This window comes from Roseiflexus castenholzii DSM 13941 (assembly GCF_000017805.1).
Taxonomy (GTDB): Bacteria; Chloroflexota; Chloroflexia; order Chloroflexales; family Roseiflexaceae; genus Roseiflexus; species Roseiflexus castenholzii.
Window position 1 is genome coordinate 2,578,911 of sequence record NC_009767.1, and the last position, 25,474, is coordinate 2,604,384.

General features: G+C 60.7%; 20 protein-coding genes. 15 read left to right on the forward strand and 5 right to left on the reverse strand.

Annotated features, from left to right (window positions below):
• Window positions 1–9: 9 nt before the first annotated feature.
• The 3 genes from RCAS_RS10335 to RCAS_RS10345 form a co-directional block, all read right to left on the reverse strand.
• On the reverse strand, window positions 10–978 hold the full coding sequence (locus RCAS_RS10335) for an alpha-ketoacid dehydrogenase subunit beta (protein WP_012120524.1): 969 nt from the start codon (window positions 976–978) through the stop codon (window positions 10–12).
• Between the two features lie 3 nt (window positions 979–981).
• A complete protein-coding gene (pdhA, locus tag RCAS_RS10340; protein ID WP_012120525.1) occupies window positions 982–2,043 on the reverse strand; it encodes a pyruvate dehydrogenase (acetyl-transferring) E1 component subunit alpha in 1,062 nt (353 codons plus the stop codon).
• A 386-nt stretch (window positions 2,044–2,429) separates the two neighbouring features.
• On the reverse strand, window positions 2,430–3,281 hold the full coding sequence (locus RCAS_RS10345) for a hypothetical protein (protein ID WP_049768819.1): 852 nt from the start codon (window positions 3,279–3,281) through the stop codon (window positions 2,430–2,432).
• Between the two features lie 263 nt (window positions 3,282–3,544).
• On the opposite strand from RCAS_RS10345, the gene rpsA reads away from it, so the two are divergent.
• The 5 genes from rpsA to RCAS_RS10370 all read left to right on the forward strand — a co-directional run bounded on the left by rpsA (window position 3,545) and on the right by RCAS_RS10370 (window position 11,958).
• Window positions 3,545–4,780: a 30S ribosomal protein S1 gene (gene rpsA, locus RCAS_RS10350; protein ID WP_012120527.1), complete on the forward strand. Its 1,236-nt coding sequence runs from the start codon at window positions 3,545–3,547 to the stop codon at window positions 4,778–4,780.
• An 88-nt stretch (window positions 4,781–4,868) separates the two neighbouring features.
• Window positions 4,869–7,412, forward strand: a complete 2,544-nt coding sequence (locus tag RCAS_RS10355) for an ATP-dependent Clp protease ATP-binding subunit (protein WP_012120528.1) — start codon at window positions 4,869–4,871, stop codon at window positions 7,410–7,412.
• Window positions 7,413–7,674: 262 nt separating this feature from the next.
• On the forward strand, window positions 7,675–9,069 hold the full coding sequence (radA, locus tag RCAS_RS10360; RefSeq protein WP_012120529.1) for a DNA repair protein RadA: 1,395 nt from the start codon (window positions 7,675–7,677) through the stop codon (window positions 9,067–9,069).
• Entirely contained in the window at window positions 9,053–10,147 is a 1,095-nt protein-coding gene (locus RCAS_RS10365) for a PIN/TRAM domain-containing protein (protein WP_012120530.1), read from the forward strand. The genes radA and RCAS_RS10365 overlap by 17 nt, the downstream gene beginning before the upstream one ends.
• Before the next feature lie 413 nt (window positions 10,148–10,560).
• Window positions 10,561–11,958 (forward strand): acetyl ornithine aminotransferase family protein, encoded by a 1,398-nt coding sequence (locus RCAS_RS10370; protein WP_012120531.1) that lies wholly within the window; start codon window positions 10,561–10,563, stop codon window positions 11,956–11,958.
• A gap of 3 nt (window positions 11,959–11,961) precedes the next feature.
• On the opposite strand, the gene RCAS_RS10375 is transcribed toward RCAS_RS10370, so the two are convergent.
• On the reverse strand, window positions 11,962–12,465 hold the full coding sequence (locus tag RCAS_RS10375; protein ID WP_012120532.1) for a hypothetical protein: 504 nt from the start codon (window positions 12,463–12,465) through the stop codon (window positions 11,962–11,964).
• Between the two features lie 280 nt (window positions 12,466–12,745).
• On the opposite strand from RCAS_RS10375, the gene RCAS_RS10380 reads away from it, so the two are divergent.
• The gene (locus tag RCAS_RS10380) at window positions 12,746–14,920 is read left to right on the forward strand and encodes a glycoside hydrolase family 2 protein (RefSeq protein WP_012120533.1); all 2,175 of its coding nucleotides are present in this window, start codon (window positions 12,746–12,748) and stop codon (window positions 14,918–14,920) included.
• A gap of 13 nt (window positions 14,921–14,933) precedes the next feature.
• Entirely contained in the window at window positions 14,934–16,124 is a 1,191-nt protein-coding gene (locus RCAS_RS10385) for a M20 metallopeptidase family protein (RefSeq protein WP_012120534.1), read from the forward strand.
• Between the two features lie 245 nt (window positions 16,125–16,369).
• Here RCAS_RS10385 and RCAS_RS10390 read toward each other — a convergent pair whose 3' ends face one another.
• The gene (locus RCAS_RS10390; protein ID WP_012120535.1) at window positions 16,370–16,951 is read right to left on the reverse strand and encodes a DJ-1/PfpI family protein; all 582 of its coding nucleotides are present in this window, start codon (window positions 16,949–16,951) and stop codon (window positions 16,370–16,372) included.
• A 540-nt stretch (window positions 16,952–17,491) separates the two neighbouring features.
• Here RCAS_RS10390 and hemG point away from each other — a divergent pair.
• From hemG to RCAS_RS10430, 8 genes are read left to right on the forward strand one after another with little or no spacing between them, the layout of a single operon-like run.
• A complete protein-coding gene (gene hemG / locus RCAS_RS10395; RefSeq protein WP_012120536.1) occupies window positions 17,492–18,964 on the forward strand; it encodes a protoporphyrinogen oxidase in 1,473 nt (490 codons plus the stop codon).
• A 49-nt stretch (window positions 18,965–19,013) separates the two neighbouring features.
• A complete protein-coding gene (locus RCAS_RS10400; protein WP_012120537.1) occupies window positions 19,014–19,634 on the forward strand; it encodes a MerR family transcriptional regulator in 621 nt (206 codons plus the stop codon).
• Window positions 19,635–19,645: 11 nt separating this feature from the next.
• A complete protein-coding gene (gene hemA, locus RCAS_RS10405; RefSeq protein WP_012120538.1) occupies window positions 19,646–20,923 on the forward strand; it encodes a glutamyl-tRNA reductase in 1,278 nt (425 codons plus the stop codon).
• Window positions 20,924–20,951: 28 nt separating this feature from the next.
• A complete protein-coding gene (locus tag RCAS_RS10410) occupies window positions 20,952–21,653 on the forward strand; it encodes a chlorite dismutase family protein (protein ID WP_012120539.1) in 702 nt (233 codons plus the stop codon).
• Between the two features lie 3 nt (window positions 21,654–21,656).
• Window positions 21,657–22,715, forward strand: a complete 1,059-nt coding sequence (gene hemE, locus RCAS_RS10415) for a uroporphyrinogen decarboxylase (protein WP_012120540.1) — start codon at window positions 21,657–21,659, stop codon at window positions 22,713–22,715.
• A complete protein-coding gene (hemH, locus tag RCAS_RS10420) occupies window positions 22,708–23,649 on the forward strand; it encodes a ferrochelatase (protein WP_012120541.1) in 942 nt (313 codons plus the stop codon). Before hemE ends, hemH begins: the two co-directional genes overlap by 8 nt.
• Complete coding sequence (gene hemC, locus RCAS_RS10425; protein ID WP_012120542.1) at window positions 23,646–24,557, forward strand: hydroxymethylbilane synthase; 912 nt, start codon at window positions 23,646–23,648, stop codon at window positions 24,555–24,557. Before hemH ends, hemC begins: the two co-directional genes overlap by 4 nt.
• Window positions 24,558–24,561: 4 nt before the next feature.
• The gene (locus tag RCAS_RS10430; protein ID WP_012120543.1) at window positions 24,562–25,371 is read left to right on the forward strand and encodes a uroporphyrinogen-III synthase; all 810 of its coding nucleotides are present in this window, start codon (window positions 24,562–24,564) and stop codon (window positions 25,369–25,371) included.
• Window positions 25,372–25,474 lie beyond the last annotated feature (103 nt).

Consider the following 25,474-nt stretch of genomic DNA (forward strand, 5'->3'; position numbering starts at 1 on the left):
GTATCTCCACTACGACAGCGTCTTACGGATCGCCTCAACGATCCGATCGACCGTCACCACAGTCTGCAACTCCAGATTCTTCGAGTAGGGCATCGGAACTTCCCGGAAGTTAACCCGTGCAATCGGCGCATCGAGATAATCGAAGCCATACTCATACAGGCGCGCCGCAATCTCGGCGCTCGTGCCGAACGATTGCCAGTCCTCCGTCACCACCACGGCGCGGTTCGTCTTCTTGAAACTGTCGAGCGCCACGCTCATATCGAGCGGTCGTAGCGTGCGCAGATCGACAATCTCGACCTCGATGCCGTCACGGGCAAGAATCTCGGCTGCCTGCTGCGACAGATGGACCATGCGCGAATAGGTGACGACCGTGATGTCGCGCCCTTCGCGCGCCAGGCGCGCCTTGCCCAATGGAACGGTATAACTTTCCTCCGGGACATCGCCCTTGACGGTATACATGAGCGTATGCTCGATAAAGACCACCGGATCGGGGTCTTCGATGGCCGCCTTCAGCATCCCCTTCATATCGTAAGGGGTCGCCGGCGCGACGACCTTAAGCCCCGGCATGTGCGCAAAGTACACATCGAACGACTGTGAGTGGGTGGCGGAGAGTTGCGTCCAGCCGTTCGTCGTGCGCAGCACCATTGGAACTGTCATCTGGCCGCCGAACATGGCATAGATTTTGGCGGCGTGGTTGAAGAGCATGTCGAATGCCAGCAGCGAAAAATTGACCGACATGATCTCGGCGATCGGGCGCATGCCGACCATCGCCGCACCGATGGCGATACCGACAATGCCCGACTCGGCGATGGGTGCGTCGCGAATGCGTTCTGGTCCATACTTTTCGAGGAAACCGGCGGTAACGCCATAGGTGCTGCCATAGTGCCCGATATCCTCGCCAATGATAAAGACGCGCTCGTCCTGCATTGCGTCCTGCAATGCCTGGCGCAGCGCCTCGCGAACAGTGATGACCGGCATGGTTTATTCTCCATGGATGGGGGGATTGACCGCGATTGGCGCGGCGTAGACTCCCGTCTGCGTAATCCATTCGTGCCCTGGTTCCGGGCTTTCGTCGGCAAACCGCACGGCGGCTTCGACCTGATCATCGATCATGCGATCAATATCGCGCAGTTGTTGTTCGGTTGCAATACCTTCCTGCACCAGCATGGCGCGGAAGCGGGCAATCGGATCATTGCGTCGGTGACGTTCGATGTCTTCTTTCGAGCGATACTTTTGCGTATCCTGCGCCGAGTGGCCGCGGAATCGGTATGTCATCGCCTCGAGCAACACCGGACCTCTGCCCGAACGCGCGTACTCGACGGCGCGCAGCGCCGCGTCGCGCATCACCAGCACATCGTTGCCGTCCACCCGTTCGGCTTTCATATCGAACGCGCACGCCTTGCGGTAGATCTCGGTCACCGACGAGTGGACCTCCAGCGGCGTACCCATTGCATAGAGGTTGTTTTCGCACACAAAGATTACCGGCAACTTCCAGAGTTGTGCAAAGTTGAGCGACTCGTAGAACTCACCGCCATTGGTGGCGCCGTCGCCAAAGAACACCATCACGACCGAGTCCCTACGCTGCATCTTCATGCCAAGCGCCACACCGACTGCCAGCGGCAGGTGGCTGCCGACAATCGCATACCCGCCCCAGAAGTTCTTGCTGGCGTCGGCAAAGTGCATCGATCCGCCCAATCCTTTGGAGCAACCGGTCACCTTCCCGAACAATTCCGCCATGAGCGCGTTGATGTCAAGCCCACGGGCAATCGCGTGCCCATGGTCACGGTAATGGGTGAAGATATGGTCTTCCGGGCGCAGCGCGGAAATCGCACCGACCGCCGTCGCCTCTTCACCGATGTACAGATGGAGAAAGCCTCCGATCCTGGCTTTGGTATACATCTCCTGGCACTTCTCCTCGAAGCGCCGGATGAGCACCATCTGCCGGTAGTAGTTGATCAGGGTCGCGGCATCAAGCCCGGAATCGTGCAGGAGCGCCGGCAATGCGCCGGCAGAGGCGTGTGTGTGGTCATCGTTATGCGCCATAAGAATCTCATTCCCCTTTTCGCTATGCGTCCAGGCACAGTGGCGCAGGGCGCAATGTCTCAAGTCTGGTCGTGTGGAATGCAGATGAAATCGGTGACCGCTCAGTTTCGACAGCAGTGATTGCCCGTCAGGATGTCCGGGAGTCGTCCATTGATAGAGCGCCTACCGGCGCCTGGCTCAGTCGGCGAACCATAAGACCGCGCGCGAGCGGCGCACCGTCGCCGAAACCGGCATGCTTCCAGGGCGTATCGTCCCGTACACGGTTCGTGCTGAGAAACTGGCGTATCACCTACGGTATCGCGCGACGGCGCGGCGGAGACGCATCGTCGCCCAGAGCCGACGATCCCCGCATGCACGTTCGGATGCGGAGAAGCGTTGCACGTCCTTCATCTGCGTCGGTCGGCGACCGACGATGAATGTTCCAGAAACAGCGCCTCACCCTGGATCACCCGCACCAATTCATCGAGAGTCAGGCGCGAGAGTGAGCGCGGCGGCGCTTTGGGCGTGCCGCAGAGCAGCATGCGTTTCCCTGGATGCAAATACCAGTCGGCGTCGTGGTCGATGATCTGCAAATCATGATACACCGGTGACAGATCGACGTTCGACCGTGACCGGGCGGCAATACCCATCCACCCCTGTTCGTTGCGGTACGCATAGAGCACCGCGCCGTGGCGATACGCCAGTTTACCCGAACCGCCATCGTCGCCGTCGAGTGCGATCCCCAGCCCCCAGGGCGTATCGAATTCGATACGCCGCGCAAACGCTCGTTCGAGGCGAATCTGCCGCTGCTCGTGCTCATACCATGCATCCAGGTTGGGCAGCATCGCGTAAGCGACATGATGAGGGCGGTTGGGGAACAGCAGATTGTAACCGTTGACCAGCGCGTTGACGTTGAAAAACCCCTGCGACCCACGCGGAGCGGATGCGTTGTCGATCTGGTTGACCTGGGCGACAAGGCGGGCAAGCGCCTCATCGTCGGGAGCAATGCTGCGGCGCACCAGTTCGGCGGCGCACACCCCCTGCGCACCGGGTGTATGGTGGTCGAACTGTCCACCGCCGGTATCGACATGAATGATGTGGGGGTCTTCATCGGCTGGACGATTGTGAAGCGTTTGACCGGCAGGGACAAACTGAAGCGCGGCATTGCGTGCGCCGCCGAATCGCACCAGAATCCAGATTGCTGTCAGGCAATCGAGATCCGGAGCGAGATGCCCCACAATGGTGGTCAGCTGCTCCACAGCGACGAATCTCGCTTTCCAGACCTGCCGGGTGTGTCCTGCGCTGGCATGCAGGAGGCGTATCAATCCAACTGGAAAGTATAGCAGAAAACCGGCGATCCGGCAACGTTGATTCGGCGCAAAAACCGACTCGTTTCTGGCGGACGGTTGCGTACCGTTGCGCTTGCGTTTTGCATGTGAACGCCGTATAATACCACAAAGTCCCGCGCATCTATTCGCCCTCTGGCGCACACTGCCACTTGCCGCCGGGATAAGGAAAGGGCATGGAACAGCAAGAACAGGCTGCCACAAACCATCAACAGACGAACGCTGCCCAATCGTTCGGCGACGCTGCGAATGGCCAGTCAGCCGATCAGCGTGACGACCGGGAATTGATGGAGCAGTTCCTCGCCAACCCTGCTCACGACTACCGCAATCTTCAATATGGTGATACGGTCGATGGCATCATCATGCGCGTCGGTCGCGATGAGATTCTGGTCGACATCGGCGCCAAAGCCGAGGGTGTGGTGCCGGCCAGAGAGATGCAGTCGCTCTCTGACGATGATCGAGCGGCGTTGAAACCGGGCGATCCGCTGCTGGTCTTTGTTGTTCAATCCGAGGACAAAGAAGGTCGAGCGACGCTCTCGATCGATCGGGCGCGTCAGGAGAAGAGTTGGCGTCGCTTACAGCAGTGTTATGAGACCGGCGAGATTATCGAAGCAAAAGTGATTAACTACAACAAAGGTGGGCTGCTTGTCAATCTCGATGGTGTGCGCGGATTTGTGCCTTCCTCGCAGGTCAGCGGCATCGGTCGCGGCTCCGAGGCGCAGAAGCAGTCGGAGATGGCGCGCATGGTGGGGCAGACGCTGGCGTTGAAGGTGATCGAGATCAATCGTAATCGCAATCGGTTGATCCTCTCGGAACGCCAGGCTGCAATGGATGTGCGCGAAGGGCGCAAAGGTGAGTTGCTGTCGGCGCTGAAAGAAGGCGATGTTCGGGAGGGCGTCGTCACATCCGTTTGTGACTTCGGCGCGTTTGTCGATATAGGCGGCGCCGATGGGTTGGTGCATCTTTCGGAACTTTCCTGGAGCCGGGTCAAGCATCCGAGCGAGATTCTGAAGCCGGGTGACAAAGTGCAGGTGTATGTGCTCAGTATCGATAATGAGCGTAAACGGATTGCGCTCTCGCTGAAGCGTACCCAGCACGAGCCGTGGGCCACGGTTGGCGAGCGGTATCACATTGGCCAGATGGTTGAGGGTGTCGTGACGCAACTGGCGCCGTTCGGCGCATTCGTGCGGATTGAGGACGGGGTTGAAGGGCTGATCCATGTGTCTGAAATGGGTGATGGACGGGTCCAGCATCCGCGCGATGTGTTGCAGGAAGGCGATGCGGTCCAGGCACGCATCATCCGTATCGATCCGGCGCGGAAGCGCATCGGTTTGAGCATGCGCCAGTCATCCGACGATCAGATCGCGCATCAGTCATCCGACAAAGAAGAGGAGTCTGATGCTGACGAGTGAGCGCGGTTAGCGCCCGGATGGTGCGTATGCGGCGACTCCAGGCTTCCAGTTTTGAATTCCTGGTTGTAAAGCGCTAGGGAGAACTGCTATGTCCGAGCGGGTATACGATAAGTTTACAAAACGCGCCAAACAGGTGTTGCAAATCGCCACCGAAGAGGCGCGTGCATTCAATCACCCCTACATTGGCACCGAGCACATTCTCCTCGGTCTGATCCGTGAGGGTGAGGGCGTTGCGGCGCGTGTGCTGGATGAGCTTGGCGTGAAGCTCGCGCAGGCGCGCCATGCCGTTGAGTTCATTGTTGGTCACGGGGAGGGCCCGCCACGGCAGGATCAGGATCTCACCGCGCGCGCCAAGAAGGTGATTGCCTATGCGGTCGAAGAAGCCAAACGCCTGAATCATCACTATATCGGCACTGAACACCTGCTGCTCGGTCTGGTGCGCAATGGTGAAGGCGTGGCGACCGGCGTTCTCGATATCCTGGGAGTGTCACTCGAGCAGGTGCGCACGAATGTGATGCGCGTGCTGCGTCAGGGGGCCGGCGCGGGTGTCGAGCGTCCCGGGGCTGTGTCGTCGAGTTCATCGCAGTCGTCGCAGCGCCAGAGTAAGACGCCCTATCTCGATGCGCTCGGCACCGACTTGACCGAGATGGCAGAAGCCGGGCGTCTCGATCCGGTGATCGGTCGCCAGCACGAAATCGAGCGGGTGATTCAGATTCTCAGTCGTCGCACGAAGAATAATCCGGCGCTGATCGGCGAGCCAGGCGTCGGCAAAACGGCGATTGTCGAAGGATTGGCGCAGCGGATCGTCGCCGGTGAGGTGCCGGACAGCATCAAGGGCAAGCGGGTGGTGACGCTCGATATGGGCGCGCTCGTGGCGGGCACCAAGTATCGTGGACAGTTCGAGGAGCGCCTGAAGCGCGTCGTCGATGAGATCAAGGAAACCCGCTGCATTCTGTTTATCGATGAGTTCCATACCATTATCGGCGCGGGCGGCGCCGAAGGCACGCTCGACGCTGCCAATATTCTGAAGCCAGCGCTGTCGCGCGGCGAGTTGCAGACGATTGGCGCCACGACGCTCGATGAGTACCGCAAGTATATCGAACGCGACGCGGCGCTCGAACGGCGCTTCCAACCGGTGATGGTCGAGCAGCCGACTGAGGAAGAGACGATCGAGATTCTGCGCGGTATCAAGAGCCGCTACGAGGATTTTCATCAGTTGCAGATCTCCGATGAGGCGATCAAGGCGGCGGCGCACCTCTCGGCGCGTTATGTGCCTGATCGTTTCCTGCCGGATAAAGCGATTGACCTGATCGATGAGGCGGCAGCGCGTGTTCGTATGACACGCTCGGCGACCCCGCCCTCGCTGCGCGATGCATTGCGCGGTCTGGAGGCGATTCGAAAGGAGCGTGAGGCGGCAATCGAGGATGAACAGTTTGAACTTGCCGCCGACCTTCGCGAGCGTGAAGAGCGCATGATGGCGCGTATCCAGAAGATTGAAGCCGAACTCGGCATTGGCAGCGATGCTCATCTTATGGAGCGTCCGTATGTCACCGAAGAGGATATTGCCGAAGTCGTCGGGATGTGGACCGGTATTCCGGTCAAACGCCTGAAGGGGGACGAAACGACCCGTCTGCTCCAGATGGAAGAATATCTGCACAGCCGCATCGTCGGGCAGCACGAGGCGATTGTGACCATCGCCAAAGCGGTGCGTCGCGCGCGCGCCGGGCTTAAGGACCCCAAGCGACCAATTGGCTCGTTTATCTTCTGCGGTCCCACCGGCGTCGGCAAGACTGAACTGGCAAAGGCGCTCGCCGAATTCATGTTCGGCTCGGAGGAGCACCTGATCAAGATTGACATGTCTGAGTTCCAGGAGCGCCACACAACTTCGCGCCTGGTCGGTTCGCCGCCGGGCTATGTGGGGTATGGTGAGGGCGGTCAGTTGACCGACGCGGTGCGGCGTAAGCCGTATTCGGTGGTGCTCTTCGATGAGATCGAGAAGGCGCATCCCGATGCCTTCAACCTGCTGCTTCAGGTGTTAGAGGACGGTCACCTGACGGATGGCAAAGGGCGACGGGTCGATTTCCGCAATACGATTATCATCATGACCTCGAATGTCGGCACCGAGCACATCCGACGCGCATCGCGCATTGGCTTCTCCGGGTATAGCGCGGGCAGCGAACTCGACAACGAGGATATTCGCAAGAAGGTGGACGATGCGCTTAAGCAGTTGTTCCGCCCCGAATTCCTCAACCGCATCGATGCGACGATCATCTTCCATGCGCTGACGAACGAAGAGATCCGGCAGATCACGCGGTTGATGCTCAAGCGGGTGCAGGAGCAACTCAAGGAGCATAACCTGACGCTCGAGATTACCGATGAAGCCTGCGATCTGCTGGCGAAGCGCGGCTATGATCCGGCATATGGCGCGCGCCCGTTGCGTCGTATCATTACCAACCTGATCGAGGATCCGCTTTCGGAGGGCGTGCTGGAAGGTCGTTTCCGTTCCGGCGATAAGGTGCTCGTCGATGTGGCGACGCTGGACAACGGTGAACAGTACCTCCGCCTGCGCCCGGCGCGTGAAGTTGAGGAGGTGCATGCTGTCGAAACGGAGACGGTCGAGGTCTCTGGTTGATTTCGGATCGTTTGGCATCCCTTCTGATCCCGGAGCCGAAGCAGTCGTTCAGATCTGCTTCGGCTCGGTTTTTTGGCGGGTCGCAACAATCTCGTGATATAATGGAACAGATGAGCGCCAGAGCGCCGCTCGTGCAATGAAGCAGGGCGTGGCGTCCGATGATCTACAGCAGCAGAGACGTTTTATCCCTTGCAGAAGAGACGTTACACGCAACGTCTCTTTTTGCAATGCACAGGTATTCCTGCCTGAAGGGAGCATAGCAGTGACTAAAGTGCGTACCGTGTTCGTTTGCCAGCAGTGTGGCTCGCAGCAGTCGCGCTGGATGGGACGATGCCCGGATTGCGGCACATGGGACAGCCTGGTTGAGCAGACTGAACGGCGCGATGCGGCTTCTCGCAGTCGCGCCATCACTTCCGGTTTCCAGGGTCGTCCGGTTGGGTTGCGTGATGTCGCTATCGGCGGTTTTACGCGCCTGCCAGTGCTGGGACGCGAGTTCGTCGGGGTGCTCGGCGGCGGTCTGGTGCCTGGGAGTGTGGTGCTGATCGGCGGCGAACCAGGGATTGGCAAGAGCAGCCTGCTTCTGCAAGTTGCCGCTCATTTTGCAGACCATGTCGGTCCAGCGTTGTATGTCTCAGCGGAAGAGTCTGTTCAGCAGATCAAACTGCGCGCTGCGCGCATGGGTCTGGAACCGGAACGTCTGCTGGTCTACTCCGAAACCAATCTGAATGCCATTCTCGACCAGGTTGCGGCAATCAAACCGCAGCTCGTGGTCGTCGACTCAATCCAGACGGTCTACCTGGAAGAATTGAGCTCTGCTGCGGGGAGCGTCAGTCAGGTGCGTGAAGGGGCGCTACGCCTGTTGCGCGTTGCCAAGGAACACGCCATTCCGATGTTCCTCGTCGGTCATGTCACGAAAGAAGGGGCGATTGCCGGACCGCGTGTGCTCGAGCATATCGTCGATGTGGTGCTGTATCTGGAAGGAGATCGCTTTCATCAGTATCGCCTGCTGCGCGGCGTTAAGAATCGCTTTGGCTCGACCGATGAAGTCGGCGTTTTTGAGATGACGGCGCATGGATTGCGCGAAGTGCCGAATCCTTCGCAGGCGTTTCTCTCCGAGCGTACTGTCAATGCGCCCGGCTCGGCAGTGGCAGTGACGATGGAGGGGACGCGCCCCATCCTGGTTGAGGTGCAGGCATTGACGGCGCACAGCGCCGGCGCGCAACCGCGCCGCACTGCGAACGGCTTCGATATGAACCGGTTGCTGATGCTGGTTGCGGTGCTGACCAAACGGGTCGGCTTGCCATTGTTCAATCAGGATGTCTATGTTAACATTGTCGGCGGTCTGCGTATCGATGAACCAGCAGTCGATCTGGCGGTCGCGGTTGCAATTGCGTCATCATTCCGCAATATGCGTGTGCGCCAGGACCTGGCCATGGTCGGTGAGGTCGGATTGGCAGGGGAGTTGCGCAGCGCCGGGCAGTTGGAACGACGCCTTACCGAAGCGTCGGGACTGGGCTTTACCTGCGCGTTGTGTCCGGAAACTGCCCATCTGCCGTGTATCGAGGGTCTTGGCGTGATCACAGCGCGTGCGCTTGCCGATGCAATTGAAACGGCGTTGCGTGATTGTGATACCGGTACTCATGAGAATCAGTCTTAATTTTATCGTTCGCCTGATCGGGATGTTCGCGCTGGGGTATGCAGGTTTTCGCATTGGCATCACGCTATCGGGTGAACCTCCAACCGAGATTGAGGTCCTGGCGACCCAGTTGCTGGCGCTGGCAGGCGCCGGCTTGGGTCTGTTGACCACCCACCGCTGGACGGTCGAGCCGGTTCGTGATCTGATTCGTCATATGCGAAGCGTCTCGATTGCCGAATTGACGGCGCTGGTATTCGGGGCGCTGGTTGGGCTGATTTTTGGCGTGCTCTTGTCTGTTCCACTGGCGCAACTGCCGCCGCCGCTCGGTCAGTTTGGTCCAATCGTCGCTGCCGGTGCGCTGGCGTATCTTGGTGCGATCCTCTTCTCCAACCGTAAGAAAGATATTGCGGATATGCTCCTCGCCTCGCGCCGCGGAACCTTCTCCTGGTCGCAACAGGTCGGCGATGCTATCCAGCCGCCGCGTCGGTATCTGATTGATACCTCAGCCATTGTTGATGGACGCATTGCGGCTGTAGCGCAGACGGGCTTTGTCGATGGAACATTGGTCGTGCCCGACTTCGTGTTGCACGAGTTGCAATCGCTGGCGGACTCTGCCGATGAACTGCGGCGGATGAAAGGGCGGCGCGGGCTTGAGATTCTGAACACGATGCAGAAACAAATGAATAGCGCCGTGGAAGTGCTGAACGCCGACATTCCCGGCACTATGGACGTGGACGAGAAACTCGTCATTCTGGCGCGCCAGTATCGCTGCCCGATTATTACGAATGATAATAACCTTGGGCGCGTTGCGGAACTCCAGGGGGTCAGGGTTCTGAGCCTGAACCATCTGGCAGACGCCGTTCGTCCGCCGGTCATTCCCGGTCAGGACCTGCGTGTGACAATCCGCGATATTGGGCGTGAGCGTGAACAGGGGATTTCGTTTCTGGAAGATGGCACGATGGTGGTGGTCGAAGACGCGCGGCGTCTGATTGGGCGCGAGGTGGATACGATTGTCACGCGCGTCTATCAGACGCAGACCGGTCGGATCGTGTTTGCACAACTGCGGCTGGAGAATGTGGTGAAGCAGGGACCGGTCTGAGACCGGTCCGGGCGATGGGCGCCATATGTCGGGGCATGTCGGGGCCGGTCTGAGACCGGTCCGGGCGATGGGCGCCATATGTCGGGGCATGTCGGGGCCGGTCTGAGACCGGTCCGGGCGATGGGCGCCATATGTCGGGGCATGTCGGGGCCGGTCTGAGCCCGGCCCAGGGCGATGGGCGCCATATGTCGGGGCATGTCGGGACCGGTCTGAGACCGGTCCGGGCGATGGGCGCCATATGTCGGGGCATGTCGGGACCGGTCTGAGCCCGGCCCAGGGCGATGGGCGCCATATGTCGGGGCATGTCGGGACCGGTCTGAGACCGGCCCAGGGCGATGGGCGCCATATGTCGGGGCCGGTCTGAGACCGGCCCATCACGGGCAGGTGTTGTCTGGAGCAAACAGGAGTACTGTATGGCTTTTTCGTTGTTGAATACGTCTCTACCCATGCACGCCGATAGGCCCGGTCCGCGCGCCGCAGCGTTGGTTGCCCGCGATCAGAAAGTTTTTGCACCGTGTATGGGTCGGGTGTACCCGTTTGTGATGGAGCGTGGCTCAGGATGTGACGTGTGGGATGTCGATGGGACCCGTTACCTGGATTTCAATGCCGGGATCGCCGTCGTGTCCGCAGGGCATACACATCCCCGTATTGTGCGCGCTATTCAGGAACAGGCGGCCCGCTTCATTCACATGGCAGCAACCGATTTCTACAACGAGCCAATGGTGACGCTGGGCGAAAAACTGGTTGCTACCATGCCGGTCGAACACGAGTGGCAGGTGTTTCTGGCGAACTCCGGCACGGAAGCGATCGAGGCGGCGATCAAACTGGCGCGCTACGCCACCGGTCGCCAGGGGATTATTGCCTTCTTTGGCGGATTTCACGGACGATCCTACGGTGCGCTGTCGTTGACCGCTTCGAAACCGGTGCAACGGCGCGGCTACTTTCCGCTGGTTCCCGGCACGTTTCACGCCTTCTATGCCAATCCGTACCGCCCGCCGCTCGGTGTCGAGCCGTCGCGCGTTGCTGAAGCGTGCCTGGCGTACATCGAGGATACCCTCTTTCGCACTGTGGCGCCGCCGCGCGACATTGCTGCCATCGTGGTCGAGCCGATTCAGGGCGAAGGAGGCTATGTGGTTCCGGCGCCGGGATTTCTCTGCGGGTTGCGCCGGCTGTGCGATCAGTACGGCATTCTGCTGATCCTCGATGAAGTGCAGAGCGGCGTGGGGCGCACCGGAACGATGTGGGCATTCGAGCAGGAATGCCCCTCCGATGCTTCTGGCGCATGCACAGTATGTGGCCGGGCACAATTCATCGGCTGTATCCCGGATATTCTGGTGACTGCCAAAGGATTGGGCGGCGGCGTGCCAATTGGCGCGATTGTGGCGCGGAAAGGATGGACCTCGCTGTGGGAGCCGGGATCGCATGGGAATACATTTGGCGGGAATGCACTGGCATGCGTTGCGGCGAACGAAGTGCTCGATCTGGTGCGTCACGAACTCGCTGCGAATGCTGCGCGCGTCGGCACATACTTGATGCAGGGCTTGCGCAATCTCCAGCAACGCTACGAGGTGATCGGCGATGTTCGCGGGCGAGGACTGATGATCGGCGTCGAACTCGTTATGGATCGAGAAACGCGCGAGCCAGCGCGCGTGCTGGCGCAGCGCGTGATGGACGAATCGTTCCGTTGCGGCCTGCTGATCCTGACCTGTGGCGCTTCGACGATCCGCCTCTGCCCGCCACTCGTGCTGACCGAAGCGCAGGTCGATGAGGGTTTGGCAATCTTTGAGACGGCGTTGCGCGCCAGTCTGTAGCCTTCAACCCACGGTATACGCTGGCGGCGTCATCGGCGGTTGCGGTCGTTGACGTACTGCCAGCCATCCTCCAAGTGCACCGAGTAAGGCTGCGAATAGCAGATGAATGAGACCGGCGCAGAACCCCATCACCGGTCCCATAATGGTGATCAGGTTGCGAATGTCGTCGCCGGTCAGCCCGGAAGCCGGTTGCTGCTCCTCGATCTGCCTGATGATCTGATCGAGGAGCACCGGGTCACTCTGCGCGATAATGATGGCGATTACCCAAAAAATGACCGACCCGATCAGTGCGCCGACTCCTGCCACGCTGCCTGCCAGCGTTCCGCTGCCTACTCCTGCCGTCGGACCACTCCAGCGCACTCCGATGTATCCGGCAAGCGCGCCCAATGCCATCGATGCCAGCGGACCGCAGCAGAACACGCCTACTGCGGGAATGAAGGAGAAACCGACCACGGCAACGATGCTGATGAGTGCAAAAAGAAGCCCTGACTTCAGACTTCCCGACATGGCGCCTCCCTGGTAGGTGATACCAATGACCGGTGAACATCCGGCATGGTCACCCCGAGCAACGCGAGGGGTCTTGCGCGACCCGCGCAGATTCCTCGCTGCGTTTACCCTGAGCGAAGCGAAGGGCTCGGAATGACAAGCATGCGGCATCTTCAATCGTCATTGGTTATGACTGTCACTGTCTCGCATTGTACCACGCAGCGATTGACATGCTGCGTTCTATCCTCTAGAATGGCGCCACCCTGAAACCGGCGTTCTGAAACTTGATCGATGCACATGCATGACGAATCTTCCCGCCGTTCTGTCGCTTGATGGCGCATGGAAACTACTGCCGGTCAATGCGTTTCGTCAGGGATTCTACCCAACCGACGATGACACATGGCTGACCCAGGAGATTCCGGCGCATTGGCAACAGCATCCGCTGCTGGAGCGCTATGCGGGATGTATGGTCTACCGCCGGCGCTTCCGCCTGCCAGATGCGCTGGCAGGCACAACCGCGCAATCACTGCCAATCCGGTATTTCCTGCGCTTCAATGGTGTGTTTTACTGGGCGCAGCCCTATTTCAACGGCGTTGATCTTGGGCGTCACGAGGGGTATTTCGAGCCGTATGAGCGTGAGGTGACCGCCTGGATCGCGTCGGAGAACGAGATCGTCGTTGAGGTCGAGTGCCCCGATGAAGCCAATAAATCGGGCAAGCGCCTGATCACCGGCATTTTCTCGCACTGGGACTGCATGGACCCGCTCGCCAACCCCGGTGGCATCTGGTTGCCGGTCGAACTGATCGCCGCCGGTCCGGTACGGGTGCGCAATCTGCTGCTGCACACCGAAGCGGCTGGCGAGACGCTGGCGGAATTGCGCTTCCGCGCCGTCTTCGACGCAGACGTGGCGCGTGACGTGACGCTGCGCTGGACGTTTGCGCCGGTCAACTTTGCGGGAGCGGTGCAGACGACTGAGCAACGCCGCGCGCTGGCAGCCGGGGAACACGAGATTGTCGGGGTGTTGTTGGTGCGCGACCCGCATCTTTGGTGGCCCCACGATATGGGAGCGCCGGATTTGTATGCGGTCACGCTCGAGGTTCTCTGTGACGGTGTGGTTTCGGACTCGCGCACCGTTCGTTTCGGCATCCGCACGTTCGAGTTGCACGACTGGATACCCTATCTTAACGGCGCCCGCTTTTTCATCAAGGGGAACAATTATCCGCCAACCGATGTGCGCATTGCAACGACGACGCGCGAACGGTGTCTCGAGGACCTGCGCCTGGCGCGTGCGTGCCATATGAACATGCTGCGGGTGCATGGACATATTGCGCATCCGGCGCTCTACGACGCCGCCGATGAGATGGGCATGCTGCTCTGGCAGGATTTCCCGCTCCACTGGCTCTACCGCCGTGATGTGCTGCCCGAAGCCCGCCGTCAGGCGCGCGCTATGGTGCGTCTGTTGGGGAACCATCCCTCGGTGGCGCTCTGGTGTATGCACAACGAACCGGTGTACGTCGTTGATACCCGCGATGAACGGATGCTGACGCGCGTGCGCACGTATGCATCAATGTTCGTCTTCAGCTGGAACCGCGATGTGATGGACAGCGAGTTGAAGCGGGTGGTCGAACGGGAAGACGGCAGACGACCGGTGGTGCGTTCGTCGAACGAGTTTCCCATTCCGGGCATTCGCGCCGGCGCCAGTACACATTTCTACTATGGTTGGTACACAATCTATGGGCGCCTCGAAGCGTGGGAGCCGTTGATCCGGCGCTTCCCGCAGTTGGTGCGCTTTGTCACCGAGTTTGGCGCGCAGAGTTTCCCGAATGTCGAGAGTTGCGTCAGGTTCATGGACGCCGACATCAGGCGCATCGACTGGCAGCGTCTGGTTGAGCGTCATCAGTTTCAGGCGGACATTATGGCGCACTGGTACGATTGGCGCGCGGCACGTTCGCTCGAAGAACTGGTGCAGATGTCGCAGGAGTATCAGATTAAGGTCAACCGCCACTATATTGATCGGTTGCGTTTGCGCAAGTATCGCCCAACTGGCGGCATGATGCCATTCATGTTCCATGATGCCAATCCTTCGGTCTCCTGGTCGATCATCGACTACTGGCGCGTTCCGAAACGGTCATACGAGGCAATGCGCCTGGCGTTCAGTCCGCACTATATCTTCACCGTGCTGGAAAAAGAAGCCATCGCTCTCGATGAAACGCTCGATTTACCGGTTTATGTGGTCAACGACGCTCACCGCGATCTGGCGGTGACGGCGACCGCGCGCCTGGTTGGTCCTGGCGATGCAGTGCTGGCGACTGTCGAGCGATCCTTCACATTGCCCGCCGACTGTATGACAATGGAGATCGAGCGGTTGCGCCTGATCCCGTCGGAACCCGGAACGTATCGTCTGGAATTGACGCTGGATGGCGATCTGGCGGAAGTTATTGTCAACGCCTATGCGATTCATGTCTCGGTTGGTTAGAAAGGAAACGGTTATGCTCGACAAAGCCAACGCTATCGCATCTGAAATCGTTCGCCTGCGCCGCGACATTCATGCGCACCCTGAACTTGCGTTCCAGGAAGTGCGGACTGCCCAACTGGTTGCGGAGACGCTGCGCGAGATCGGCGGCATCGACATCCGCACTGGCGTCGGCAAAACTGGCGTCGTCGGGCATTTGGGAACCGGAGATGGACCGACGATCGGCATCCGTGCCGATATGGACGCGCTGCCAATCGACGAAGCGACCGGGTTGCCGTTTGCCTCGCAGAATCCTGGTGTGATGCACGCCTGCGGGCATGATGCGCATACCGCCATCCTGCTCGGCGTTGCGCACCTGCTCAAGCAGGAGTTCGCCGCCGGCAATCTGCGCGGCAATGTACGCTTTCTGTTCCAACCTGCCGAGGAAGCGCAAGATGCAGAGGGTCTCAGTGGCGCGCCCCGGATGATCAACGATGGCGCGCTCGATGGCGTCGATCACGTTATCGCGTTACACGTCGACTCCGGGTTGCCGGTGGGAAAAATCACCATCCGTGAGGGGGCGAGTTCAGCGGCGGTTGATAGTTTTCGTGGTTGGATCACGGGGAGCGGCGGACATGGCGCCTATCCGCATCTGGGAACGGACCCGCTCTGGATGCTGTTGCCGGTGATGCAGGCGCTGCACGGAATCGTTGCGCGTCGTGTCAACCCGATGCACCCGGCAGTCGTGAGCCTTGGCGTTGTGCGCGGCGGCACGGCGTCGAACGTTATTCCCGCTGAGGTGTATCTGGAGGGCACACTGCGCAGTTTCGATCCGCAGGTGCGTGAGCAGTTGCTTGTCGAGGTGGAGCGCGCCTTTGCCGTCGCGCGCGCCGTTGGCGGCGATTATCGGCTGGAAATCGAGCGCGGCTATCCCGCCGGACACAATGATGCCACAGTGAGCGACTGGATTTCGGCAACTGTTACCGATCTGATCGGCGCTGATGCGATTGATCGCAGTCGCACCGGTATGGGTGCGGAGGATTTCGCTTATATGACGCAGAAAGCGCCTGGTGCGATGTTCATGCTTGGCGCGGCCATCGATGATGGTGTGAGCCGTGGGCATCATACGCCGATCTTCGACATCGACGAGCGCGCGTTGCCGATCGGCGCGGCTATTCTTGCCGAAACCGCGCGCCGCTATCTGGCCGGTAATACCAATGACCTGTGACCATCCGGCATGGTCACCCCGAGCAGCGCGCGGGGTCGTGCGCAACCCGCTCAGATTCCTCGCTGCGTTTACCCTGAGCGAAGCGAAGGGCTCGGAATGACAAGCATGCGGCATCTTCAATCGTCATTGGTATAAGGCGGGATGATAAACACTACGGGGTAGAGACGGTGCATGCCAACGTATCGGAGAACACATGGTAAAGACGTTGCGATGCAACATCTTTACCATGACCTTCCTGATGATTCCTACAGTTCGATCCTCGTGCCCAACACCTGAAGGAATTTCGCAATCCATTCAGGATGCGCGGGCCAGGCGGGCGCCGTCACCAGGTTGCCGTCGACATGCGCTTTGTTGGATGGAATATCGACATACCGCCCCCCGGCGCGATTAACGTCAGGACCAACTGCCGGGTATGCAGAGCATGACCTGCCCTCCAGGACGCCTGCCGCAGCCAGCACCTGCGCGCCATGGCAGATGGCGGCAATCGGCTTGTTGGCAGCCGCAAAATGGCGGACGATGTCCAGCACCTTCTCGTTCAGGCGGATGTACTCCGGCGCGCGTCCGCCAGGGATCACGAGTGCGTCGTAGTCTTCAGCTCGAACTTCGGCGAATGTTGCGTTGAGTGCGAAGTTGTGCCCCGGCTTCTCACTGTACGTCTGATCTCCCTCGAAATCGTGAACTGCCGTGCGTACCTTATCGCCTGCCTTCTTATCGGGGCAGACGGCGTGGACGGTGTGACCAACCGCCTGAAGCGCCTGGAACGGAACCATAACTTCGTAATCCTCGACGTAATCGCCAACGAGCATCAAGATGTTCTTTGCCGCCATTGGGAAACTCCTTTCTGCTCCTTTGCACGTTTGCCATTGCCGTGGGGACGAGATCATTATACCCGAATCTTTGGATGAGAACCAAGAACTGAGAACTGGGAAGCAAGAACCGAGAAGCAAGAACCAGGGACCAAAAGGTCAGGGTTTAGACGCATCACGTGCAACGGGCAACCTTCGTATCTTCTACCAATTCCCTGTGACCATCCGGCATGGTCACCCCGAGCAGCGCGAGGGGTCGTGCGCGACCCGCGCAGATTCCTCGCTGCGCGCGGAATGACCCGTCGCGGCGCGCGGAATGACCCGTCGCTGTGCTCGGAATGACCAGCATGCGGCATCGTCAATCGTCATTGGTATTCGACCCCTCGCGCCGCGTGCCTGTCTCCCTGCGAGCGCCCACCGGGGGACGCCTGCCTTGCTGCATCTTGCGTCCGTCCTGCTCTTGCGTATGCAATGTGTCACCTTTGTAAACCTTGACTTAACGTGTCATATCTACTATAGTGAGCGCGGATTTGATCAGATTTGACTAGAATCGATACATCCATGACCGCGATGCATTCGACATCGGCGGCAACGCTGTTCCCGGGCGGTCAACCGCACATCGTTGTGGTAGGCGGCGGGATCAGCGGCATGAGCGCGGCATATGAACTGGGGCGCGCAACGCGCGACGGGGCGCCGCCGGTGATGGTCACGCTCATCGAGCGTGAGGCGCGTTTAGGGGGCAAGGTCGTCACCGAGCGCAACGGACCCTTCGTCATCGAAGGCGGACCCGACTCGTTCATGGCGCAGAAACCATGGGCTGCCGAACTGGCGCGTGAGATCGGTCTGGGTGACGAGTTGATGGTCGCCTCGCCGATGCGCCGCACGACATGGGTGCTGATCCGTGGACGACCGCAACCGCTCCCCGAAGGCATGCTCCTGATCGTCCCCACACGCATCGCACCCTTTGCCTTCTCGCCGCTGATTTCTCCCCTTGGAAAACTTCGTATGGCGCTCGACTTGTTCGTTCCGGCGCGCCGTGACGATGGCGATGAGACGCTCGCCGACTTTATTCGCCGTCGCCTGGGGAATGAGGCGCTTGATCGTCTGGCGGAGCCGATCCTCTCCGGCATTCACAGCGCTGAGTGCGAACGCCAGAGCATTCTGGCGACCTTTCCGCGCTTCCGCGAGTTGGAGAAACGCCATGGCAGTCTGATCCGCGGCATGCTTGCAGCGCGGCGCACCGCGTCACCCTCTTCAGCGCATCAGTCGCCCTTCATGACGCTGCGCGGCGGCATGGGGACGCTCGTCGAGCGGTTGGAACAACGTCTCACGGCGCGTATCCTGACCAACCGCCGGGTGATGGCGCTCACCTGTGATACAACCGCTGCGCGTCCCTATCGTCTGTGGTTGGACGACGGCGCCACGCTGGATGCCGATGCCGTCATTCTGGCGACGCCATCCTACGCCGCTGCTGACCTCGTCGGTGCATCGTTCCCGGCGCTGGCGGATGCGTTACGCGCCATCCGGTACGTTTCGACCGCCACGGTCTCACTGGTCTACCGGCGCAGTGAGGTCGGGACGCCGCTCGATGGCTATGGTCTGGTCATTCCGCGCAGCGAACAGACCTGGATTAATGCATGCACCCTCTCCTCGGTTAAGTTTCGCCATCGCGCGCCCGATGAGTATCTGTTGCTGCGCTGCTTCGTCGGCGGATCGCGTCGTCCAGAACTGCTGGCGCGGGACGATGACGACCTGGTGCGCATGGCGCAGTCCGATCTGCGCGCCGTTCTGGGCATCACCGCCGTGCCGCTGCTGACGCGCGTGTATCGCTGGCATAACGGCAACCCGCAGTATGATGTCGGGCATCTGGAACGAATCGCCGCGCTCGAGGCGCTTTGTCCGGCGGGTCTTTTGCTGGCCGGCGCCGCGTATCGTGGCGTTGGCGTGCCCGACTGCATCAAACAGGGGCGTGAGGCGGCGCGTCGGGCGCTCGATGTGGTTGCGACCGCTCGCTATCCGGTGATGGAAAAGTAAAGGTTTCTCAACTTGCAATATATTGTGAAAATTGTAACATGGTATTGCGATGATCGACGCCAGACCAATCGACGACGAATGGCTGTCGCTGACAGAAGCCAGTGAATTGCTCGGCGTGGCGGCATCGACACTGCGCCGTTGGGGGGATGCCGGAAAGGTGCCGATGAAGCGCACCCTCGGCGGTCATCGTCGTTTTTCGCGGGCAGGGCTGCTGAAAGTGATGGAAGAAGCGCAGCCGCACGTCTCCCCCTCCACGCCGGCGCCGCTGTCGTTCCTGCGGTTCGACGCGCACGCCATGGCGCGCGCCGACTGGCACTCGCGCTTGATGACGCATTCCAATGCCGACCGTATGCGTGGTCTCGGGCAACGTTTGCTGGGTTTGTTGATCCAGTACATCAACCGTCAGGAGGAGGACGAACGGTTTCTGAATGAAGCGCGCGTAATCGGTAGTGGTTATGGGCGCGAAACGCGCGATGCCGGCGTCAGTATGCACGATACGGTGCAGGCGTTTCTGTTCTTCCGCAACTCGTTTGCGCGACTGGCGATGCCGGTGCCCGGCATTACTCAACCGAACGACCTGGATCAGGCGGTCGCTCTCCATGCGCGGATCGATCGTTTCATGGACGCAGTGCTGCTGGGAGCGATCACCGGGTATGAGCAACAAGAGTGAGGTGATCGGCTATGCACATAACCCTGATCGGTGTGCATCAGCGCAATACGCCGGTGACGGTGCGCGAGCGGTTGGCATTCAGCCTCCGTGAGTTGCCCGACGCGCTCCTGGCGTTGCGTCGATATGTCGAAGAAGGGATCATCCTCTCGACATGCAACCGGGTTGAGGTGTGCGCTGTGACACACGACAGCGTGGGGGGCGATGCGGCGTTGAAATCGTTCCTCGCGGAACAACGTGGCGTTGATCAGGCGGTGTTCGTCCCTTCACTCTACATCTATCACAATGAAGCAGTCGTGCGCCATCTCTATCGTCTGGCTGCCGGTCTCGACTCGATGGTGCTTGGCGAGGATCAGATCGTCGGGCAGATCAAGGAGGCGCTTGCCATTGCGCACGCATCTGGGGCGATTGGTCCGGTGCTCCATCGGGTGCTCCATGGAGCATTGGCGGCAGGGAAGCGCGCGCGCACCCACACCGGCATTGCTTCCGGTCATGTGTCGGTGGTGTCGGTTGCAATCGATGCCCTGCGCCAGCACGCCGATCTGCTGAAGCAGGGGCGTGCGCTGGTCATCGGCGCCGGGCATATGGCAGAACTGACGCTGAAACATCTGATCGCCGAAGGGTGCTCCGCCATCACTGTTATCAATCGCACGGAGACGCGGGCCAGCGCGCTGGCGCAGCGGTATGGCGTCGCATGGCGACCATGGGGCGATCTGAGCGATGCGCTGGCGATGAGCGATATGGTGGTCAGTTGTACGTCGGCGCCGGGTATCGTGGTGTCATGGCAGATGGTGGAACGCGCCGCAGTCGGGCGTTCTGTTCCGTTGCTCCTCTTTGACCTTGCGGTGCCGCGTGATATCGATCAGCGTGTGGTGGAGATACCTGGCGTGCACCTCTACGATGTGGATGCGCTCGAACCGATCTGTGTGACCAACCGCGCCATGCGCGCTGCCGAAGCGCAACGTGCGGAGGCGATCATCGATGGCGAAGTGGCGAAGTTCATGGAGTGGTGGGTGGCGCAACAGGCGGTTCCGACCATCCGCGCTCTGCGGGAGCGCGCCGAAGCCATCCGCGACGCCGAAATCCGGCGGGCGCTGGCGCGCTGCCCGGAACTCTCGCCGCAACAGCGCGAAACGGTGGTCGCGCTGAGCACGGCGATTATCAATAAACTGCTGCACGAGCCGATTGTGGCGCTGCGCGATCCGGAGGCGGGTAGCGAATTGGTGTCGGCAGTGCGGCGATTGTTCAATATCGATGATGCCACGGTTCACCCTTCTGCGAAAGTGACATAACATATGTGCCTGGAGAGGATACGAAGGTATGGCTGATCAGGATCACGCTGCTGCTTCCGCAATTCCCTGGTTTGTGCAGTTCACTGCGTTCAAGGTTGATCCTGCATGGCGTCGTTTGCCGCATACGGCGCGAGCCGAAGGGCGCGAGGCGTTCGCCGGTGTGGTGGAGGAGTATGCCTCCTCGATCACAACCTGGGCGTACAGCGGCATCGGCTTGAAGATCGGCGTCGATCTCCTCCTCTGGCGGCGTGGCGTCGATCCCAAATTGATGCAGGAGATGACGGCGCGCCTGCTGAGGAGTGGCATCGGGTGTTATAGCGAGATTTCATATCAATTGTTTGGCTATACCCGTTCCTCGGTCTACACCCGCCGCCCCACCAGTCAAGAGCAGGCGATCGATCTGAATGATCGCCAGACCTACCTGATTGTCTATCCGTTCAGCAAAACAACCGAATGGTACCTCATGAGCCGTGATGCCCGTCAGGGAATGATGAATGAGCATATGCGCGTTGGTCACGAGTATGCCGACATCCGGCAGGTGCTGTTGTATGCAACCGGGATCGACGATCAGGAGTTTGTCGTTGCGTATGAAACCGAGGACCTGCCGCGGTTCAGCCAGTTGGTCACCGATCTGCGCGCGACCGAAGCGCGCCGTTATACGCTGCGCGACACGCCGATCATTACTGCCATTCATTATCCTCTACGCGACGCGCTGGCGCTGATTGGATAATCTATGACGCTTCATCGCTTTCTGGCGGCGTGTCGCCGCCAGCCAACCGATGCCACGCCGGTCTGGTTTATGCGCCAGGCAGGGCGCTATATGCCGGAGTATCGCGCGATCCGCGAACGCTACGGCTTTCTCGATATGGTGAAAACGCCGGAACTGGCTGCCGAGATCACCATGCAGCCGCTCCTTGCTTTCCCCGTCGATGCAGCGATCATTTTCGCCGACATTCTGCCGTTGCTCGAAGGGATCGGTCTTCAGTTGACTTATGAGCAGGGTGAAGGTCCGGTCATTCACAATCCGTTGCGCTCCTCCGCCGACATTGCCGCCCTGCGCGACGCCGATCCGCGCGAAACGGTCGCGTACACGATCCAGGCGATCCGTTTGGTGAAACGTGAACTGGAAGAGCGCGCGCCGCTCATTGGGTTCAGTGGCGCGCCGTTCACGCTGGCGGCGTATGCCGTCGAGGGAGGATCGTCGCGGGATCATCGCTTGACGAAGGCGCTGATGTATGCCGAACCGCAGGCATGGCGCGATCTGATGGAGCGTTTGACAACCCAGGTGAGCGCCTACCTGATTGCGCAGATTGAGGCTGGCGCCGATGCGGTGCAGCTCTTCGATAGTTGGGCAGGCGCACTCGCACCCGGCGATTATGCCGAATACGTGCTGCCGTTTGTGCAGCAATGTATCATTAATGTGCGCGCCGGTTGTGGGGTCGTTCCGCCGCCGCCAATTATCTACTTCGGTGTCGGCATGTCGGGTATGCTCGGTATGTTGCGTCAGACCGACGCGGATGTCATTGGTCTCGATTGGCGCATCTATCTTGATGATGGGTGGGCGCAGGTTGGTCCTGGCGTCGCGGTTCAGGGCAACCTCGACCCGCACACGCTCCTGGCGCCCTGGTCCGACGTCCGTCGTCGCGCCGCCGATATTCTCGACCGCGCGGCCAGTCGTCCAGGGCATATTTTCAACCTGGGGCACGGGATCGTGCCCGAAACGCCGGTTGATACTGTGCGTCGTCTGGCTGAGTTCGTTCATGAGTATTCAGCGGAAGAAACCTATGACTGATCACGCACCGCCAACGGGTATTTTTTTGCTTGCCTATGGCACGCCGGAGAGTCTCGACGATGTCGAGCCGTACTTTACCCACATTCGTGGTGGGCGCACGCCATCACCGGAGGCGGTGGCGAACCTGCGTGAACGCTATCGGCTGGTTGGTGGACGCACGCCGCTCAAGGACCTGACCTTCGCTGTGGCCGACCGGTTGCAGGCGCGGCTCGATGCGCAATCGCCGGGTCGGTATCGCGTCTATGTCGGCATGAAGCACTGGCATCCATTTATTGCCGAAACTGTGCCACGGATTGCGCGCGATGGGGTGCGCGAGGTTGTGGCGCTCGTTCTTGCGCCCCACTATTCTCGAATGAGCGTCGGCGGCTACCGCAAGTACCTTGACGAAGCGAATGGCGCGCTTCCGCAGCCGCTCCAGGTGACATTCATCGAACGCTGGCACGATGATCCAGGATTCCGGCGGTTGATTGCAGATCGCATCACGGAGGCGCGCGTCACCTTGCCTCCTGATCTGCGCAACGAAGCGCTGGTTCTCTTCAGTGCGCACAGTCTGCCGGAGCGCATTCTGTCGTGGAACGACCCATACCCCGACGAACTGCGTGAGAGTGCGTCCGGCATCGCGGCGTTGCTGGGCTTGACCGACTGGCGTCTCTGCTATCAGAGCGCGGGGATGACCGGCGAACCGTGGCTGGGTCCCGACATTCTCGATTACCTGGAAGAACTGCACAACGAAGGGGTGCGCGCCGTGATCAGCGCGCCGTTCGGGTTCGTTGCCGACCATCTCGAGGTGCTGTGGGACATCGACCACGAGGCGCAAGAGAAGGCTGCGGAGTTGGGGATGACGCTCCGCCGCATTCGAATGCCGAACGCCGATGATGAGTTTGTGGACGTGCTGGTGGCGCTGCTTCGTGCTGCGCTGGGAAAGCGTCTATGAGAAATTCGCTGACCATTGGCACGCGCGCCAGCAAACTGGCGCTGGTGCAGACGCACATGATCCGCGATGCGTTGCAGGCGGCGCATCCGGGATTGACCGTTGCTGTTGAACGGATTACGACGCGCGGCGACATTATTCTTGACCGTCCGCTCAATGCAATCGGTGATAAAGGACTGTTCGTCGTCGAAATCGAGGAGGCGATGCGCGCTGGCAGGGTCGATCTGGCGGTTCATAGCGCCAAAGATCTGCCCTCGACGCTGCCTCCCGATATGACCCTGGCTGTCTGCCCGCGCCGTGCCGATCCGCGTGATGCGCTGGTGGCGCAGCCGGGCATGACGCTTGCTTCCCTGCCGCATGGCGCGCGCGTTGGCACGAGCAGCCTGCGGCGCGCCTGTCAGTTGCGCGCCCTGCGCCCCGATCTGACGCTGCTCGATCTGCGCGGAAATGTCGATACGCGGTTGCGCAAGTTGCGTGAAGGGCAGTACGATGCCATCGTGCTCGCGGCAGCCGGGTTGAAGCGGCTGGGTCTCGAAGAGGTTATTACGGAACTGCTCGAACCAGATGTGCTGATACCGGCGGTTGGGCAGGGAATTATCGGCGTCGAAGCGCGCGCCGGCGATGATGAGGTGCTGCGTCTGCTGGCGCCGCTCGATGATCCGGCAGCGCGCGCCGCGATCACGGCTGAGCGCGCATTTCTGGCGCGTATCGGTGGTGGTTGCCGGGTTCCGGTCGGAGCGCTGGCGCTCCTCGAAGGCGATGAATTGCTGCTGTACGGGATGATCGGCGCACTGGACGGGCGTATGGTGCGCGGTATGCGGAGCGGATCAGCATCGGACCCTGCCGGTCTGGGATCGGCGCTGGCGGAAGAACTGCTCGATGCAGGCGGGCAGGCGTTGCTCGCAGGGTAATCGAATGGACACGACCGGTCAATTGCAAGGGAAACGGATCGCAGTCACACGCGCTGCCGAACGGGCAGAAGGTTTGGCGGCAGCGCTGAGCAGTGAAGGGGCTGAGGTGCTGGTTTGCCCGACAATCGCCTATGCCCCGCCGGATGATCCTGATCGGCTCGAAGCAGCACTCGAGCGTCTCGACCAGTACGACTGGATCATTTTCACCAGTGTCGCAGCCGTCGATACACTCGCTCGGTATCAGGCGCTGCCGCCGCCGTTGCACGTGCGGGTGGCGGCAGTCGGGAAAGCGACGGCTGCCGCTATCGAGTCGCGCGGCGGGCGGGTCGATCTGCTGCCAGCGCAACAAAACGCGGAAGGGTTGCTGGCAGAACTGCGAAACGTCGCCGGTCAACGCTTTCTGCTGCCGGTCTCCGACATCGCACGCGATACGCTAGCAGTCGGTTTGCGCGAGCGTGAAGCGTTGGTCGATGTGGTGACCGCCTACCGGACGGTTCCCGGTCCGGGGGTGCGTGATCTGATCGATCCGCTCTGCCGCCGCGCCATTGATGCCGTCGTGTTCAGCAGCCCATCGACATTGCGCTACCTGATCGACGGCATGGAACAGTTCGGCATCGCCCGTTCCGTGGCACGCGCCCTGTTCGACGGCGTTGCGTTGATTGCGATAGGACCGACGACCGCGCAGGCGCTGCGGGACGAAGGTCTGTCCGTTGCCGCACAGGCGCCGAATCCGGCGGTGGAAGGAGTGGCGGAAGCGGTGTGTGCGGGGTTAAATGACGTAGGGGCACGCCTGAGGCGCGCCCATGGGCAGTAGGGGCGCGCCTCAGGCGCGCCCATGGGGACCGCGCCGCGCGCCCGTGGGGACCGCCGCGCGCCGGTGGGGACCGCCGCGCCCATGGGGACCGCGCCGCGCGCCC